The organism is Roseburia sp. TF10-5, assembly GCF_003462365.1.
GTDB classification, from domain to species: domain Bacteria; phylum Bacillota; class Clostridia; order Lachnospirales; family Lachnospiraceae; genus Roseburia; species Roseburia faecis.
In genome coordinates, this window is record NZ_QTYW01000005.1 from 105,285 (window position 1) to 122,879 (window position 17,595).

General features: G+C 44.2%; 14 protein-coding genes. All 14 read right to left on the minus strand.

Translation table 11 applies throughout. The features are described from left to right. Positions 1–51 precede the first annotated feature (51 nt). The gene (locus DXD06_RS06950; protein ID WP_117831160.1) at positions 52–1,389 is read right to left on the minus strand and encodes an MATE family efflux transporter; all 1,338 of its coding nucleotides are present in this window, start codon (positions 1,387–1,389) and stop codon (positions 52–54) included. A gap of 156 nt (positions 1,390–1,545) precedes the next feature. After that, entirely contained in the window at positions 1,546–2,349 is an 804-nt protein-coding gene (locus tag DXD06_RS06955; RefSeq protein ID WP_055068511.1) for a bacteriohemerythrin, read from the minus strand. A gap of 94 nt (positions 2,350–2,443) precedes the next feature. Beyond that, positions 2,444–4,195 (minus strand): serine hydrolase domain-containing protein, encoded by a 1,752-nt coding sequence (locus DXD06_RS06960; RefSeq protein WP_158569500.1) that lies wholly within the window; start codon positions 4,193–4,195, stop codon positions 2,444–2,446. Further along, on the minus strand, positions 4,179–5,174 hold the full coding sequence (locus DXD06_RS06965; protein ID WP_117831162.1) for a zf-HC2 domain-containing protein: 996 nt from the start codon (positions 5,172–5,174) through the stop codon (positions 4,179–4,181). The genes DXD06_RS06960 and DXD06_RS06965 overlap by 17 nt, the downstream gene beginning before the upstream one ends. Then, positions 5,164–5,676 carry an RNA polymerase sigma factor gene (locus tag DXD06_RS06970; protein ID WP_278308199.1) on the minus strand — a complete coding sequence of 171 codons (513 nt, stop codon included), beginning with the start codon at positions 5,674–5,676 and terminating at the stop codon, positions 5,164–5,166. Before DXD06_RS06970 ends, DXD06_RS06965 begins: the two co-directional genes overlap by 11 nt. A 138-nt stretch (positions 5,677–5,814) precedes the next feature. Beyond that, a complete protein-coding gene (locus DXD06_RS06975) occupies positions 5,815–6,840 on the minus strand; it encodes an acyltransferase family protein (RefSeq protein ID WP_158569501.1) in 1,026 nt (341 codons plus the stop codon). A gap of 59 nt (positions 6,841–6,899) precedes the next feature. Beyond that, positions 6,900–7,358 carry a hypothetical protein gene (locus tag DXD06_RS06980; RefSeq protein WP_117831164.1) on the minus strand — a complete coding sequence of 153 codons (459 nt, stop codon included), beginning with the start codon at positions 7,356–7,358 and terminating at the stop codon, positions 6,900–6,902. A 44-nt stretch (positions 7,359–7,402) separates the two neighbouring features. Continuing rightward, positions 7,403–8,662 carry a methyl-accepting chemotaxis protein gene (locus DXD06_RS06985; RefSeq protein WP_117831165.1) on the minus strand — a complete coding sequence of 420 codons (1,260 nt, stop codon included), beginning with the start codon at positions 8,660–8,662 and terminating at the stop codon, positions 7,403–7,405. Positions 8,663–8,734: 72 nt separating this feature from the next. Continuing rightward, complete coding sequence (locus DXD06_RS06990; protein ID WP_117831166.1) at positions 8,735–9,439, minus strand: LiaF transmembrane domain-containing protein; 705 nt, start codon at positions 9,437–9,439, stop codon at positions 8,735–8,737. Next, positions 9,436–9,897 (minus strand): LytTR family DNA-binding domain-containing protein, encoded by a 462-nt coding sequence (locus tag DXD06_RS06995; protein ID WP_117831167.1) that lies wholly within the window; start codon positions 9,895–9,897, stop codon positions 9,436–9,438. Before DXD06_RS06995 ends, DXD06_RS06990 begins: the two co-directional genes overlap by 4 nt. A gap of 164 nt (positions 9,898–10,061) precedes the next feature. Then, the gene (locus tag DXD06_RS07000; protein WP_117831168.1) at positions 10,062–11,555 is read right to left on the minus strand and encodes a glutamate synthase subunit beta; all 1,494 of its coding nucleotides are present in this window, start codon (positions 11,553–11,555) and stop codon (positions 10,062–10,064) included. A gap of 14 nt (positions 11,556–11,569) precedes the next feature. Continuing rightward, entirely contained in the window at positions 11,570–16,123 is a 4,554-nt protein-coding gene (gltB, locus tag DXD06_RS07005) for a glutamate synthase large subunit (protein ID WP_117831169.1), read from the minus strand. A gap of 454 nt (positions 16,124–16,577) precedes the next feature. After that, positions 16,578–17,072: a PaaI family thioesterase gene (locus DXD06_RS07010; RefSeq protein ID WP_117831170.1), complete on the minus strand. Its 495-nt coding sequence runs from the start codon at positions 17,070–17,072 to the stop codon at positions 16,578–16,580. Next, positions 17,065–17,307, minus strand: coding sequence for a type II toxin-antitoxin system Phd/YefM family antitoxin (locus DXD06_RS07015; RefSeq protein WP_055262070.1), 243 nt, complete (start codon positions 17,305–17,307; stop codon positions 17,065–17,067). The genes DXD06_RS07010 and DXD06_RS07015 overlap by 8 nt, the downstream gene beginning before the upstream one ends. Positions 17,308–17,595 lie beyond the last annotated feature (288 nt).

A 17,595-nucleotide genomic window follows, 5' to 3' on the forward strand; every position in this document is an offset into this window, starting at 1 on the left:
CCTTTTCTCTTATCCATATTTTAACTATTGTACCACACTTTTTTTATTTTGTTACCCTTTTATATCTCTCATATGGAATTTGTATATATAATAGGAAAGAACCGCTACGATATACTCGGTAACGGCAAATCCGTACCACACACCCAATGCCTGTAACAACCGGCTGAGCACAAAAGAAACCGGCAGCATCACAACGATATAGCGCGCAAGAGAAATCAAAAGTGATGGCATGCCCTTTCCCAGTCCCTCCAGGACTCCGGAAAATGTAACGGAAACCGAGGATACCACGAATCCAAAACTGATGATTCTGAGTGCCGCACCTCCGATTTCCATTGTTGTGCGGCTTGTGGTAAACAATCCCATCAACTGCTGCGGAATTGCACAGGAAATTGCCATTCCCATAACCATAACCAGTGCAATCAGGCCCATGGAGGTGTGCGCAATCTTTTTCACCCTGTCATATTCTCCCGCTCCATAATTATATCCAACGAGCGGCCGGATTCCCTGCACAATTCCGTTTGCCGTCAGATAAATAAATGTCTGCAGTTTATAATAAACTCCGAGCACCAGAATATAACTTCCCGGAAACGGCGCAAGGATTGCATTTAATGCGGACACCTGAATGGAAGGAAGTGCAAGATTTAAAGTTGCCGGAATTCCGATGGTATAAATATTTTTCATTACGTTTCCGGTTGTCTTCATATTTGCGACGTTGACCTTTACATGCATCGGACGTGCAAAATAAAACAGCAGATACCCCGCCAGCGTCACACACTGACCGATTCCCGTGGCATAAGCCGCACCCGCAATTCCAAGCTTCGGTACCGGTCCCAGACCAAAGATCATAACCGGATCTAAAATAATATTGGTCACACATCCGAGCATCATACAGATCATCGACACCTTCATCCGCCCGACTGCCTGAAAGATCTTTTCATATGCAAGTTCCAGACCGATCACTGGTGCAAACGCAAATACCCGCGTGGAATACGTGCATGCCAGTGCGATCACCTGTGTATCGCCTGTAAACATCCGAAGAAACGATGGCATAATGGCAGAACAAAGCAGTGCCAGCACCAGACCGTGGATCAAATTTAACAAAAGCCCCACGGATGCCGACTCATCCGCCATTTTCTCCTCTTTTGCTCCCAGATAAAAGGCTACCCTTGCATTGATTCCGATCGCAAATCCGATAACAATGGCATTGACGAGATTTTGCACCGGAAACACAAGGGCAAGCGCCGTCATCGCATCTTCACTGATCTTTGCCACAAAATAACTGTCCACAATGTTATACAATGCATTCACTGCCATGGATATGACCATGGGAAGTGACATGGAAAGCACCAGCGGCAGGATTTTTCTTGTTTTCATGTACTCCTGATTCATACAAACTCCTCTTTTCTGCCGGATGTTCCGCAAAAAAAGACTATAGACCGACGGTTTGAATCAGAAACCGTAAAATCTATAGTCTTTTTCAGACATCCTGTTTTGTGTATCTTATCTTACTTCATCTGGATAGTTTTTGCAAGTCATTTCTAATACTTACTGCTCTGTCTTTTCAATCTGCGTATCCATCTTTAAAATATGATTGATCAGCCATCCGCCGAGGAACTCGATCAGCTCATGCAGATATTCCTGCTGGTTGTCATCAATTTCTTCCAGCTTATCCAGATCGATACTCATCAGCTTGTCCACAAATGCCTGATGCGCCCTCTTTTGCGCTTCCAGCATCGGGCTGTTGATTTTCTGCATATAGGCCTCTTCATCTTCAAAATGAAACTTGGTATATTCCCGGAGTTCATCCAGCAGACGTACAATTTCATCGTATTTGTCATGAAGCAGGTCGTTATGGATCAGTGCATTTACCTCTCCGATAATCTCAAACAGCTTCCGGTGTTCCCTGTCTACCAGTTCAATTCCCGTATAATATTTCGCGGTAAACACAAACGGATCTTCTTTCTGCATTTTTCCGATCATCATGTCACTGCTTAAAATATGCCGGTACAGCCAGCGTACCAGATAGGTCAGAATCTCATCGAGCATCGCCGATGCATTCTCCCCGGTGAGTGGCTGCTTTTCCAGAAGTTTTACGTGATCGGCAAATGCCTGATGCTCTTTTTTCTGCAACGGCAGTTCCGGATCGTTCTGTGCCTCCATATAGGCTTCTTCGTGTGCAAAATGGTTTACGGCATAATCACTTAAATGTTCCAGTATATTTTTTACCGTCTGTGGTGTGCGTGCTTCCTTCGGCAGTTCAACCGCTTCATTGATCAGCGAAAACAGTTTGCGGTGCTCTTCATCGATCTGGTCGATGCCCGTCAGACAATCCTGCGTAAATTCGTACATTATTACGTTCCTCCCTCAGTGTATTTTCTCTGTGAAAACAAAAGTTCTTTTCTGCCACTATATAATCATTTTTTGGAATTGTCAAATACGAATTTCAGTTCCAGAACTGATACAGATTCCAGTAACCGATATTTAAAACCGTTACCAGAAGAAAGAACAGATTTCCATAAAACCACCATTTCTTCCCCGTCCATAAATGGTTTTTTCTTTTAACCATTCCATATACCGCAAGAACTGCCATAAAAAACGCAAGCAGCCCGATCACAGCAAACAGCCACGCATAGGTTTCCCATTTCTGATACGTGGAAACACCATACACCGTTCCGATAAAACAGACCAGTACCAGAAGCTGCATTCCGTTTGCAGCAATTCCCCAGTTGCGAAATGGAGAAAAATTTGTCTTCTTTTTAATTTTCCGTATGCACGCGGCAGTTCCCTGCACCAAAAGTGATCCGGCTGCCCATAGTATCGTCAGTCCCCACAGCAAAACCGAGCCAATCTCAAGCACAAACTCCCAGGTTGAAATACGGATATCATCCCCATATGCATAGGAAATTTTTTCACCCCCGTCTGTGTCAGATGCTGTCCACAACTGACTGTCATCCACTTCCCCCATCTTGTAACTAAGGCTCATCCACTTAAAGGGACCTCTCCGGTCTGTCCGTGCGGTACGGTAAATTCCTTTTGGTATCATTTCCTCTTTTATATAGGCACTGCGGTCATAAGTTCCAAACACAAGTTCTGGCATCTGCACATTGTAAATTTCTTCGTATGCCTGATTTGTCATCACAACAACCCCTACACCATCTTTTACATCCAGCAGCAGATTTGCCGAACAGCCCATGGTATTTCCTCCGTGCCCATATACCGGAATCCCATAGGAAGCCATCCAGAAGCCATGCATATTTTTGGGTATCTGTGTTGTTCCGAAATCGTCGGTTGGCGTAAATAAAAGTTCCCATGTCTTTTCCTGTAAAAGCAGCTTATCTTTTGTCAGAACGGCTCTTGCAAACATCCGGAAATCGGTAAGCGTTGAAACCGCACGCCCTGCCGGATAAAGAAGAAGCGGCGTTTTACAGTCTTTGACCTTCTCTCCATCTGCCGTATAACATTGCAGTTTTTTCCACTGCTTTTGCACCCACGGGCAGTCCGACAGATCCACAGAAACTGCCGTATGATTCATCCCCAGCGGGGTAAAAATATGTTCTCTTACATAGGAAGAAAACTCCTGCCCACTGACACGCTCAACAATATATGCTGCAAGTGCCACACCCCAGTTAGAATATGCCGTCACCGTGCCCGGTTTATATACCTGTTTTGGCTCATGTTCATAAAGTGCTTCTTTTAAGGACGGATACGCCGTAATTCCTTTTTCATACAACCCGACATACTCTTCCTGAAAACCTGCCGTATGGTTCATAAGTTCTGTCATCGTCACCGGTTCTGCAAACGTCAGGTTTTTTAAAAAATCTTTCGGCAGATATGTACGGATATCCGTATCCAGATCCAGGTTATTTTGTTCCAGCTGCTGCATCACACTCAAAAACACCAAAAGTTTCGTGGTTGATCCCCACTCAAATACAGACGTTTCATCCGTCTTTATCTTCTTTTCCATATCTGTATAGCCAGCATACTGCGTCACATCTTCTTTACTGGTAAAAACTGAGACGGCAAGCCCTGCCGTTGTATCTGCATGCTTTTTTTCAAACGCCTGCATCTTTGACCCGATTTCATCAAACGAAATTCCGGACGGAAGGATTTGTTCTGCCGCAGATACCACAGTCTGCTGCAAAACAAGTACACTAAAAATCAAAATTAAAACACAACATCTAATCCGTTTTTTCACTTTTTCCCCTTCCATGACCGATGCACAGACAAATCACGCCCACGAAAACAGAAACCGCGATCATCATAAAATACATATTTGCATTAAAAACAGCAGGATCATCCAGTGGAAATCCTTTTGCCAGATCCAGATAGCGCAGTCCGTTTTCCGTATCACGCAGCAGGAAGTTTACCACATCTGTCACAAATCCGGTCCACACACCCGTCAGCATGACAAGAATCCCTGCTTTCTTCCAGCGGTTACAATTCCTGCTGCAAAGTACCGCTGTCCATCCCCAGACCAGAAGTATGCTGTAAGTCGAAATGCCCAGTGCCACACGCCAGTAAGTTACATTTCCATGGACAAACCAGCCACACACCGCTAAAAGCAGATACAGCCAGAAACTGTCCCACGCAACCACAATCCATGCACGTTTTCTTTTCCATCTGCCGTCTGACAAAAGTCCATGGATGACAACCGGTGCAAAACATACCGACAGCCCGAAAACAACCGCGGCTGCCGCAACGAAAAACCAGTTTCCGTGTGTGTAGAAACAGCAGGTAAACAGCAGAAGCACAAGTGTACCGGTAAATGCAAGCACCGTATACACCGCCTTTTTTTCTACAACAAGCATTGGTACGAGCGTGACCGATGCCACAACAAGCAGTGCTGTCAGCACAATAAAAAACCAGTCAAGCGCATGCCCGATGGCAAGATTACAGATCAGACAGACAATAACCGGGATCAAAAGGACTGCCGCTGTAATACTCCCCGCCGTGACCATTTTTTTGCTTACTTTTTTCTCATGGGATAACACCACATGGTCACACTCTTTCCCAAGTGTTTTTTCCACGCTGTCATCCTGTAACTCTTTTGCAATTTTTTCACAGGATGCACATTCTTTTAAATGCTCTTCCACCATCTGTGCACTCACATCGCTGCAGATTCCATCCGTGTACAATGGCAGAAGATCCTGTATCACTTTACAGTTATATTTCATTTTTCCGCTCCTTTTCTAAAGTCTCCTGTAGTTTCAGTTTTCCCCGATGATAGGTTACGCGCGACCAATTTTCCGTCTTCCCGAAAATCTGCCCGATTTCGCGGAAAGAAAGTTCCCCGAACACCCGCAGCGAAAACACCTCTTTATAAGGTTCCGAAAGCTTATGCAGTGCCTGATGAATCTCTAAACTCTGCATCCGGTCTGTCACATCACGCTCCAGAAAAATTCCTGCATCGACCTCTTTTGACACATTTTCGGGTTTCTTTTTCTTCTGTCTTCGAAAATGATCCATACACAGATTCTTTGCAATGGCGCACAGCCATGTACGTTCCCCTGATTTTCCCTGATAGGATGCTTTTGACCGCATTGCCCGGAAAAACGTCTCCTGCGTCAATTCTTCAGCCTCATGTGCATCCTTTACCAGTGTCATCAGATAGGAATACACATCCATATAATAGGCACGGTACAGCTTCTCAATATAATTTGTATCCGGTGTTTTCACACATTTTCACCTCCTTTGTATTCATCAGTTAGACGGTGCACGGGTATCTTTCGTTACAAACTTTTTCAAAAAAAATCCCCCTATATTTTTTAGCCCCAAGCTAAAAAATATAGGAGGAAAAATCAATCTGTGATTCCTTTATACCGCCTGATTCCGGCGTATTCTGCCCCACAGCCGCGGGGTATACAGTGTCAGAATCTTATTTACCTGATTTACTACCTTTGGATTAACAAGCAGGTAAATCACGCAGATACTCAGACAAATCAGAACAAACAGCGCAAACCATCCCCAGTCTCCGAGATAGTCATAGATTCCCGCAAACATCAGGATATCCCGCAGGATCCGGTGCAGCATATATACCGGCATCGTATTCTGTCCAATCACTGACAGACAGGTTTTCCCACGCGGCACAAAAAACATAATCGCCCACGAAATCAGAAACGCGGCAATCATCAGTGCCAGACGAACAAACGGTCCTTCCCACACATCATCCAGTTCATAATAGGAAATGTTTTCATAGACCATGCCAAGCTCATCTTTTAACTTTGAGCCAAACGCCAGAATTCCCGCACAGATTGCCACAGCAGCCGGTACAACAACTCTCCGGTAAACCGGTCGCAATGCCCGTTCAAGCACCGGTTGTTCCATATAATATCCCAGATAAAAGAATGGACCAAATACCAGAATACGGGACATGCACAAAAAATCGCCGATATTTTTGAAATATCCGGCGATCAGGGCCAGCGCAACCGTCACGATTAATACCGGTATCTCTTTGTACTTCCGGATGACAGGAATGGTAAGATACCACACAATCATGGCAAACAGATACCACGGCGCCCCACTCTGCGAGAAAAAATTAATCTCTGAGAAATCCCGGAATCCACACAGTGCATATACTATCTGAATTGCAATAACAAATATGATGTATGCCTTGATCAGATACAATATTTTTTTAAAATTATACTGCCCGTTTTTATATATTTTCTTTGCAAAATAACCTGACACAAATACAAAAAGCGGCATATGAAATACATAGATCAGGCGCTTTACCACCACAAGAACACTTTCTCCGTGGATAGGGAGCAAAAAATGTCCCAGCACGACTAAGAATATCAATACCGCTTTCAAATTATCAAAAAAATAATCTCTCTCTTTATTCATTCGACACATCCTCTATTACCGAGAATGTATTATAGAACTTTTGCCGAAAAAGTCAAGAACTATTGCGCTTTTTGTTGAAACATTCCGTAAAATACCGCATCGGTATGTTTACGGATTTCCCCAAAATCATGGTATGGCACTTTCATGTTCCAGAAACACAGATGAGTGGAATGATTAATTTCCTCCATCACAGACAAAACTCCCGGCTGATCGGATTTCGTGATATAAAAAATCACGGAATCGAGAATCTTTTTTTCACTGTAACTATATTCAATTTTCTTACGCGTATAGCGAAATTCCGGTGTACAATCGTATTGTCTGAGTTTCAACTCAATCAATGCCCGGATTCCCTGCATGGTATAAATAGAATACGGAGCTTCAAATCCAAACCAGAAACCTTCTTTCTGGTAGAAACTCAGTTCCGTAACATCCGGCCGCATATATTCTTCCCGCGCAACAACACGGATTCCGTCTGTATAATAAAATGTTTCTTCTGTATACACCATGATCGACGGCATAAAATCACCTCATCTGTACAATGTGCCAGTCATCTGTCCGTATCTTATTTACGAAGAATAAAATCAGATACCATCTCATCCAGACTTTCAGCAGATGCAGAAAGTTCTTCACTGGTTGCAGATACTTCTTCAGAAGTAGCGGAATTAGACTGCACAACCCCGTTTACCTGCTCAACAGCATCGGAAATCTGCTTTACCGATTCTGTCTGCTTATCAGAAATCTGACGGATCTTAGCCACCTCCATAACAACCGCATCCAGCTGTTCGATCATTTCCGACATAAACTGGGAAGTCTCATCTGCAACAGCGCTTCCGACACCCACCTGATTCAAACTGTTTGTCAGCATGACACGGGTTTCTTCTGCCGAAGAAGCACTCTCTTCCGCAAGGTTTTTAATCTGTTCTGCAACAACCGCAAATCCTTTTCCTGCTTCACCGGCACGCGCAGCCTCAATGGATGCATTTAAAGACAACAGGTTTGTCTGGCTGGCAATGCTTTCAATCTTTCCGATGACAACCTGGATATCATTGGTGGTCTCTGAAATATGCTGCATGGCTTCGACCAGTTCTTTCATCTTTGCACTTCCGCTGTCTGCCTTGATTGCAACCTGCTTTGCCTGGTCATGTACATTGTCTGTGGACTTCGTATTTTCTTCGATATGTGTAGCAACTTCGGCAACCGAAGATGTCAGCTGCTGTACTGCCGCTGCCTGATCGGTAGCTCCCTCTGCCAGTCCCTGCGCACTCTGTGCCAGCTGGTCAGCTCCTGCGGATACCTGATCGGAAGATTCCTGTACATTTTTAATCGTCTGGCTCAGATTATTTTCTGTCGCTTCCAGTTTCTTTAAAATTTCACCGAAATTTCCCTGATAGGCTTCAATATCATGGGATCTCGCATCAAAGTTTCCTTTTGCAAACTCTGTAAGGAGCTGATTGATATCGTCCACAACACCCCTTAAATAAAAAGATGTATTGCGGAAACTTTCTGCAAGCTTTCCCAGTTCATCTTCCCCCTGATAAGAAATATCAATTTCGAGATTTCCGTGTGCCATGTCATCTGCGGCCTTTTCTATCTGGTCTAACGGTTCAAGAATATTTTGTGTCAGTTCCTGAATGATCTTTTTGGAAAGCAATGGCATACCAACTACTGCAATGACAGAAATGATAATCCATACCGGATGTCCAAATACAAGCATTAAAATTGCAAACAGAATATTGTTCACCAATAAAATTGCAAAAATTGCTTTCATAATCATTTTCAGCTTATCCGCAATTTTCACATCTTGAAAGTAATTCTTACGCATACGTTTCCTCCTATGTATCGTATACTATTTGTCTATAATTCTACATCGAAATGTACATAATATCAAGCAGAATTATCCAAAAATTATACAAGTCTGCCCAAAACTGCTTGAGATCTGCAGTTCCACACACGGAGCATCCGGATCACTGCTGCCCTGACCTTTACATTCCACATTGCCAAATGCGGTATTCTGTCTGAATTCCACGCGCCAGGTTGACGGAAGATAAATGTTTGTACTGCCGAAAGAATTATCCGTACGGATAATTGCATTCGCACCTTTTAATGCCGTATTATTGAAAAATACGTTACACTCTCCAAAACTGTTCGAAATCTTTGCCTCCCGAAAACAGTCAGAATTTACATATTTACTCAACGCTCCAAAAGAATTTTCCACATGTACATACTCACCATCCTGTCCATTCTCCACATGTCCGCCTGCACTGCTGTGTCCAAAATAAGTATTATCTTTTTGTTTTTTTAAATTTCTGAAAAGCAGATCCAGTGCCAGACCGACCAGACACGCTGCCAGAAGAAGTGTCCACGGAGTAATTGCCTGAATGCCAAGCACTTTATCGTACATACAGCCCAGCAATCCAACCGACAACATTCCTTCAAAGAAATGCAGCCGCACAAATCCATAAACAGCCGTATACACAAAGATCACGGTAAATAAGATTTTAAAGAACGGAATCGCAGGTATCATATGCATTTTGCTCGCCACCAGATATACTGCGATAAAAATAAGAATAACTGCCCAGAAAATATTTCTCTTTTTCATTTTTTTAACCTCTTTTCTTCCAATTTGTCCGTCAGGACTTTAAAATAACTGCGTGATACATATGCTTTTTTCACAGAATCCGTAAATTCCACTTCACTGGCACCCGTAATATTTTTGCGGACCGAACGAATCATCCCTGTATTCATAATGCAGGATTTGGATACCCGCAGGAAACTGCCCGGAAGCATTTTTTCCAGCTCATATAACCGCAAATGTGTTTCATAAATCTGTGTGGCCGTGTGAACCGCCACAACCGAATCTGCCGTCTCAAAAAATAAAATTTCATTGAGAGGAAGAAAATACTCCAGATCTCCGCGTGTAACTGTCAGCCGCATGCCTGCATGAACAGCCTCCGCAATCCTTCTCTGCATTGCCACCACATCATCACTTAATTCCCGGCAGCGCACGATAATCTCCTCTTCCTGCAGATTTTCATCAATTTCCATTTTTATTTTCATACCTGACTCCTTTTTACAGAAATTATCATATCGAAAAAAAGAAACTCTGTAAACCGCTTCTCACTGACAGGTAAAAAAAAGCCCACAAGAGGTAAAAAAGGAGCCATCTGTTTCAGATGACTCCCAAAAATCATATGGCTATGCACCAGCCGTATCTCTCTGTTTTACTGTACGGACAGATAAGAATATCCCATCAGACTTGTATCCACGTCATGTGCCACCTCACGGCCCTCACGAATTGCCCAGACAACCAGTGACTGTCCTCTGTGCATATCTCCCGCAACAAATACGTTCTTTACATTTGTTGCATATGTTCCAGGCTCTGTAGCTACATTTGTTCTCTGGTTCAGCTCTACACCGAATGCCTTTGCAATGTATTCCTCTGTTCCAAGGAATCCTGCAGCGATCAGTACAAGTTCTGCCGGAATTTTCTTCTCGGAACCGGAAACTTCCACCATATTTCTGCGTCCGGTCTTCTCATCCACCTTGCTCTCAAGTCTGACGATTGTCAGACCATTCAACTTGCCGTTCTTATCCTTATGGAATTCCTTTACGGTTGTCTGATAGATTCGTGGATCTGTACCGAAACATGCAATTGCTTCTTCCTGGCCATAGTCGGTCTTTAACACCTTCGGCCACTCCGGCCATGGGTTATTTGCTGCCCGCTCTGCCGGTGGACATGGCATCATCTCCAGCTGGGTTACAGACTTTGCACCCTGACGGATAGCCGTTCCCACACAGTCATTTCCGGTATCACCGCCACCGATGATCACAACATTTTTTCCCTTTGCGGAAATAAATTTGTTGTCCTTAAAATTGGAATCCAAAAGGCTCTTTGTGTTGCGTGACAGATAATCGACTGCAAAATAGATTCCTTCTGCATCACGACCTGCTGCCTTGATATCACGCGCATGCTTTGCTCCACAGCAGAGGATGACTCTGTCATACTCTTTTAACAGCTCTGCACTCTTGACATCCACACCGACATTACAGCCTGTGATAAACTTCACGCCCTCTTCTTTCATAACATTGATCTTACGGTCAATGATCTGCTTTTCGAGCTTCATATTCGGAATACCATACATCAGAAGTCCGCCGACACGGTCATCTCTCTCATATACCGTAACCTCATGTCCTCTCTGGTTCAGCTGATCTGCTGCTGCCAGTCCGGAAGGACCGGAACCGATGATGGCAACTTTCTTTCCGGTACGAACCTTTGGAATATGTGGTCCGGCATAACCTTCTTTGTATGCCGTCTCAATGATTCCATGCTCATTGTCCCGGACAGATACCGGATCTCCCCAGTGTCCACAGGTACATGCCTTCTCACACAGAGCCGGACATACACGGGAGGTAAACTCCGGGAAATTATTTGTCTTGTGCAGACGGTTATATGCCTGCTGATAGTTTCCGGTATAAAGCAGATCGTTCCACTCCGGTACCAGATTGTGCAGCGGGCAGCCGGAAGTCATTCCGGCAACTGTCATACCCGACTGACAGAACGGGACACCGCAATCCATACAGCGCGCTGCCTGCTCTCTTTGTTTTTCTTTGGAAAGGAAGATGTGGAATTCATCAAAATTTTTGATTCGTTCCTTTGGTTCCACCGAACGCGCCTCACATCTGTCGTATTCCATAAATCCTGTTGGCTTTCCCATTGTTTCTTCCCTCCTTATGCTCTCGTGCTGGCATAAAATGCCTCAATCTGTGCCTGCTCTGCATTCAGACCTTTTTCTTCCATCTGAACGATTGCCATCTGCATACGGTTATAATCATATGGGATGACTTTCTTAAACTTCGGCAGATACTCACTGAAGTGATCGAGAATTTCCTTACCTTTTTCCGAATTGGTCAGGGTAACATGTTCTTTGATCATTTCTTTGAGCTCTAATACGTCATATTTATTGGTGACTTCCTCACTGAATACCATAGACTTGTTGGTTCGCATGTACAGATCGTTGTCCTCATCTAGTACATAAGCGATACCACCGCTCATACCTGCGGCAAAGTTCTTTCCGGTTTTACCAAGGATAACGACACGACCGCCCGTCATATACTCACATCCATGATCGCCGACACCCTCAACAACCGCAGTAGCTCCGGAATTTCTGACACAGAAACGTTCTCCTGCCACACCATTGATGAATGCCTTACCGCTTGTCGCACCGTACAATGCTACGTTACCGATAATGATGTTCTCATCCTTTTTGAAGTTTACTCCTGCCGGTGGATAAACGATCAGCTTTCCGCCGGAAAGTCCCTTTCCGAAATAATCGTTGGAATCTCCCACCAGTTCGAGTGTCAGTCCCTTTGGAATAAAGGCACCAAAACTCTGTCCGCCGGCTCCGCTGCATTTAATAATGAAAGTATCCTCATCCAGTGTATCGTCGTACTTCTTTGTAATCTCTGATCCGAAGATTGTTCCAAGCGAACGGTTTACGTTTGTTACTTCGGTATCGATCATACGCTTCTGCTTCTTATCAAGTGCCGGCTTTAACTGTTTTAAGAACTCCGTGATATCTTTGGTCTTATCCAGTTCGAAATCATATACCTGCTTCGGATCAAAAATAACCTTCTGCTTTGTTCCTGCAAACGGATTATTTAAGATATTGCTCAGGTCAAGCTTTGCTTCACGCTCGGACAGATCTCCGCGAACCTTTAAGAAATCGCTTCGTCCGACGAGTTCATCCACTGTGCGGACACCAAGTTTTGCCATGTACTCCCGAAGTTCTTCTGCGATAAAGCGCATGAAGTTCTCAACATACTCCGGTTTTCCTGCGAAACGCTTACGAAGCTCCGGATTCTGGGTTGCAATACCTGCCGGACAGGTATCCAGATTACATACACGCATCATGACACAGCCCATGGTTACCAGCGGAGCGGTTGCAAAACCAAACTCTTCCGCGCCAAGACATGCAGCAATGGCCACGTCTTTACCACTCATCAGCTTTCCGTCTGTCTCAATTCTTACTTTATTACGCAGTCCGTTCATAATCAGTGTCTGATGTGTCTCTGCCAGACCAAGTTCCCACGGAAGACCTGCGTTGTGGATGGAACTACTTGGCGCAGCACCTGTACCACCGTCATATCCGGAGATCAGGACAACCTGTGCACCGGCTTTTGCAACACCGGCTGCTACGGTACCGACACCTGCCTCGGAAACCAGTTTTACGGAAATTCTTGCATCGCGGTTTGCATTCTTTAAGTCAAAGATCAGCTGTTCAAGATCCTCGATGGAATAAATATCGTGGTGTGGTGGCGGGGAGATCAAAGATACACCCGGTGTGGAAAGTCTTGTCTTGGCAATCCATGGATATACTTTCTTACCCGGAAGATGTCCACCTTCACCAGGCTTTGCTCCCTGTGCCATTTTGATCTGGATCTCCTGCGCACTGGTCAGATAACGGCTGGTAACACCGAAACGTCCGGATGCAACCTGTTTGATTGCGGAACAACGGTTCTTTCCGTCCGGTCCGACGGTCAGACGATCCTTGTCCTCACCACCTTCACCGGTGTTTGACTTACCGTGTAAGTGATTCATGGCAATGGCAAGTGTCTCATGTGCTTCCTTCGAAATAGAACCGTAAGACATCGCTCCGGTCTTAAAACGTGTCACAATAGAATCTACGCTTTCCACTTCCTCAAGCTTCACACCCTTCTTCGGGTACTCAAAATCCATCAGTCCACGCAGGTTCGTATGCTTTTCTTCTTCATCTACCAGACTCGTATACTGCTTGAACATCTCATAGTCCCCACGTTTGGTAGACTGCTGCAGCAGATGGATGGTAGCCGGATTGTACAGATGCGCATCGGCTCCGCTTCTCATCTTGTGGCGCCCCTTGCTGTCAAGGGTTACATCGGTTTCAAGTCCCAGCGGATCATAGGCTGCGGAATGAAGCGTATTGACATCATTCTCGATATCCTTGATGGAAATTCCGCCGATGCGGCTGACCGTATTGGTGAAATACTTGTCAATGACATCTTTATCAATACCAAGTGCCTCAAAAATCTTGGAACCCTGATACGACTGGATCGTAGAAATACCCATCTTGGCTGCAATCTTTACAATACCGGTGATAATTGCATGGTTATAATCATCAACTGCGGCATAATAATCTTTGTCTAACATGTGCTCGTCGATCAGCTGTTTTACGGTATCCAGTGCCAGGTATGGGTTAATTGCACTCGCACCAAAACCAAGCAGTGTTGCAAAATGATGTACCTCACGCGGCTCTCCGGATTCGAGAATCAGGGAAAGGGAAGTACGTTTCTTTGTCTTTACCAGATACTGCTGCAATGCAGATACGGCAAGCAGGGAAGGAATTGCCACATGGTTATCATCCACGCCTCTGTCGGAAAGGATCAGGATATTGGCTCCGTCTCTGTATGCACGATCCGCCTCAATAAAGAGACGATCTACGGCTTTCTCAAGACTGGTATTCTTATAATAAATAATCGGAATGGTTTCTACCTTAAATCCGTCTACTTTCATATTGCGGATTTTCATCAGGTCTGTGTTGGTCAGAATCGGATTATTGATCCGAAGTACTTTACAGTTCTCCGGCTTTTCCTCTAAGAGGTTTCCGGCAGATCCGATATACACCGTCGTAGAAGTAACAACCTCCTCACGGATGGAATCGATTGGCGGGTTGGTTACCTGTGCAAACAGCTGCTTAAAATAGTTAAACAGCGGCTCACGGTTTCCGGACAGTGCCGCAAGCGGTGTATCCGTACCCATTGCTGCGGTACCCTCAATGCCGTTCTTTGCCATCGGCAGGATGGAATCCTTTAAGGACTCATACGTGTAACCGAATGCCCTTTGCATTCTCTGGCGTTCTTCCTGTGTGTATTCCGGCACACGCTCATTCGGGATTTTTAAATCCTTTAACATGACGATGTTGCTGTCAAGCCACTCACCATACGGACGCTTATCCGCATATCTTTCTTTTAACTCATCGTCATCGATCACACGGCCCTGCACGGTATCTACAAGAAGCATTTTACCAGGGCGCAGACGGTCTTTTGTCACGATATGGGTCGGATCAATATCGAGAACTCCGACCTCGGAAGAAAGAATCAGATAATCATCGTCTGTAATGTAATAACGGGATGGACGCAGACCGTTACGATCAAGAACCGCTCCCATCATATCTCCATCGGAGAACAGGATGGATGCAGGCCCGTCCCAAGGCTCCATCATAGTTGCATAATACTGATAGAAATCTTTCTTTTTCTGTGTCATCACGGCGTTGTTTGCCCATGGCTCCGGAATCATGATCATGACTGCCAGTGGCAGATCCATGCCACTCATCACCAAAAACTCCAACGTATTGTCCAGCATTGCGGAGTCAGATCCTTCGGTGTTGACGACCGGAAGTACCTTCTGGAATTCCCCGCGCAGCTTGCCGGATGCCATCGTCTCTTCCCGGGCAAGCATCTTGTCTGCATTACCGCGGATGGTGTTGATCTCACCGTTATGTACAATAAAACGGTTTGGATGTGCTCTCTCCCAGCTTGGATTTGTGTTGGTAGAGAAACGGGAATGTACGGTTGCAATTGCAGACTCATAATCCTTATCCTGCAGATCGGAGAAGAACTGTCGCAGCTGCTCTACAAGGAACATTCCTTTATATACGATCGTTCTGCTCGAAAGAGAAGCAACGTAGCTGTCATCGTTGGACTGCTCGAATACACGGCGTGCCACATACAGCTTGCGGTCAAAATCAAGTCCCTTCTCCACATCTTCCGGTCTTTTGATGAACGCCTGCATGATGCATGGCATACATCCTCTGGCCTTGTCGGAAAGCTTGTCCGGATGAATCGGTACCTGTCTCCATCCGAGGAATTCCATTCCTTCCTTCTCGACAATTACCTCAAACATCTTCTTTGCCTGATTGGTCTTTAACTCATCCTGTGGGAAGAAAAACATTCCAACGCCGTAATCTCTCTCTTCTCCCAGCTTGATTCCAAGCGGCTCTGTCGCTTTCTTAAAGAACTTATGGGAAATCTGAAGAAGAATACCAACACCATCTCCAGTCTTTCCGTCGGCATCTTTTCCGGCTCTATGCTTTAAGTTCTCAACAATTTTCAAGGCATTTTCCACGGTCTGGTGGGTCTTGATACCTTTGATGTTTACCACAGCACCAATTCCGCAGTTATCATGTTCGAAACTCGGATCATATAATCCTTTGGCGGTTGCTGTGCTCTCATTCCATTGCTCTTTCATAGAACTATCCTTTCGTTGTAAATCATTCATGAGTTGCTTTTTCTTAACTGATTCTCATTTTACTCCTATAACCGCCGCTTGTAAATCACTTTTTTCGTTTTATTGTCTGATAATTTGTCTATTGTTCGCTTTACATAATATTGTCGGACAATAATGTATGTTTTCTTTTATATCTTTCGTTTTTCAAACAATATAGCGGTCATATTCATGAAATATTTTTTCATAAATATGACCGCATTTTCTGTTTTTATTAAGTTGTTTTTATTTTACAAACAATTTATATCTGAAATTCATTCACCGTCTGCTGCAATGTTCCGATGCTGTCCAAAACCTTTTCCCATAACTTTTCCTCCTTGGTATTTTTATATTTTAACACTACTATACTTTAACGCGATAAACAGGTAAAAAGAAAAAAGGCATCTGATTTTTTCAAATCAGATGCCTTTGAAACGCTCTATGCCTGCTGGTCAATCGCCTGTCCTGTCCGGTAATAGGTAAAATCGGCTGTAACCAGAACTCTTTGATTCTCATCCATAAGTTTCACGGTATATACGCCGATCCGTCCTCCCTGTCTTTGTACTTCTGCCTCACCGTACACATAGCCGGTATCTTTCACAGCCTCCAGATAATTCATTTTTCCGTCAATCGTTGTAACATAATTGCCATAGGTGGATGCCGCCAAACCAGCAAGCGTATCAGCAAGCGCATACGCACATCCGCCATGCATTCCACCGTAAATATTCGTAAAATGCTCATCCATGCGCATTCTTCCGTAAGCATAGCCTTCCCGCACTTCCAGCAGTTCCATTCCCAGAAGCTGTGCAAATGGATTTTTCTCCAAAAGCCGGTTCAGCTTCTGTGGTGTCAGTTCCTGTGGCTGCTGTGACTGTTGTACTGCCTTCTGTTCTGTTGTTTTCACGGCAGAAATATGTTTGTGTTTCTTACTCATGTTTTCTTCCTTTATTAACGTTTTTTATCTGTCCTGCCTCTATCTGCTTTTCAGATATTTCTATATCTCTGTACATAGCAATCTGTCTCATGGTTGACTCATAAATCTCCATGCTCATAATTACCATATCTCCATAGCCATTTTTCGTAACATAAATTGGCTCCTCTGTCTTATGACACATATCAGATATCTCCGATGTATTCTTCAAGTCTTTAATTGGAATTATTTGTGGCATAACATACACCTCCTTACTTACGTCCTAATTGTACCATAATTATACCCTTTTTCAACTTAATTATTGTTTATTTGATTTCCCATTCAAGTTGTGAACGAGCTCCACCATAAAATCCTGCATCTGCAAATAAATCCCCAGGTCTATCCATACAACCAAATAAAAAAGGGGATACAGTGCATCTAAACTATATACCCAAAAAAGACGGACAATGACATATGTCAACGTCCGTCTTCTTCATCCATTTTTTCAATTATCAGCTACTACCTATAGCAAAACGAACATCATAAA

Bases quoted from the DNA above. Each gene is read 5' to 3' on its own strand.
- DXD06_RS07010 (WP_117831170.1), bottom strand. From the start codon at position 17,072: ATGAGTAAGAAACACAAACATATTTCTGCCGTGAAAACAACAGAACAG.
- DXD06_RS06995 (WP_117831167.1), bottom strand. From the start codon at position 9,897: ATGAAAATAAAAATGGAAATTGATGAAAATCTGCAGGAAGAGGAGATT.
- DXD06_RS07000 (WP_117831168.1), bottom strand. From the start codon at position 11,555: ATGGGAAAGCCAACAGGATTTATGGAATACGACAGATGTGAGGCGCGT.
- gltB (WP_117831169.1), bottom strand. From the start codon at position 16,123: ATGAAAGAGCAATGGAATGAGAGCACAGCAACCGCCAAAGGATTATAT.
- DXD06_RS06965 (WP_117831162.1), bottom strand. From the start codon at position 5,174: ATGAAATATAACTGTAAAGTGATACAGGATCTTCTGCCATTGTACACG.
- DXD06_RS06975 (WP_158569501.1), bottom strand. From the start codon at position 6,840: ATGAATAAAGAGAGAGATTATTTTTTTGATAATTTGAAAGCGGTATTG.
- DXD06_RS06955 (WP_055068511.1), bottom strand. From the start codon at position 2,349: ATGTACGAATTTACGCAGGATTGTCTGACGGGCATCGACCAGATCGAT.
- DXD06_RS06950 (WP_117831160.1), bottom strand. From the start codon at position 1,389: ATGAATCAGGAGTACATGAAAACAAGAAAAATCCTGCCGCTGGTGCTT.
- DXD06_RS06990 (WP_117831166.1), bottom strand. From the start codon at position 9,439: ATGAAAAAGAGAAATATTTTCTGGGCAGTTATTCTTATTTTTATCGCA.
- DXD06_RS07015 (WP_055262070.1), bottom strand. From the start codon at position 17,307: ATGCCACAAATAATTCCAATTAAAGACTTGAAGAATACATCGGAGATA.
- DXD06_RS06985 (WP_117831165.1), bottom strand. From the start codon at position 8,662: ATGCGTAAGAATTACTTTCAAGATGTGAAAATTGCGGATAAGCTGAAA.
- DXD06_RS06980 (WP_117831164.1), bottom strand. From the start codon at position 7,358: ATGCCGTCGATCATGGTGTATACAGAAGAAACATTTTATTATACAGAC.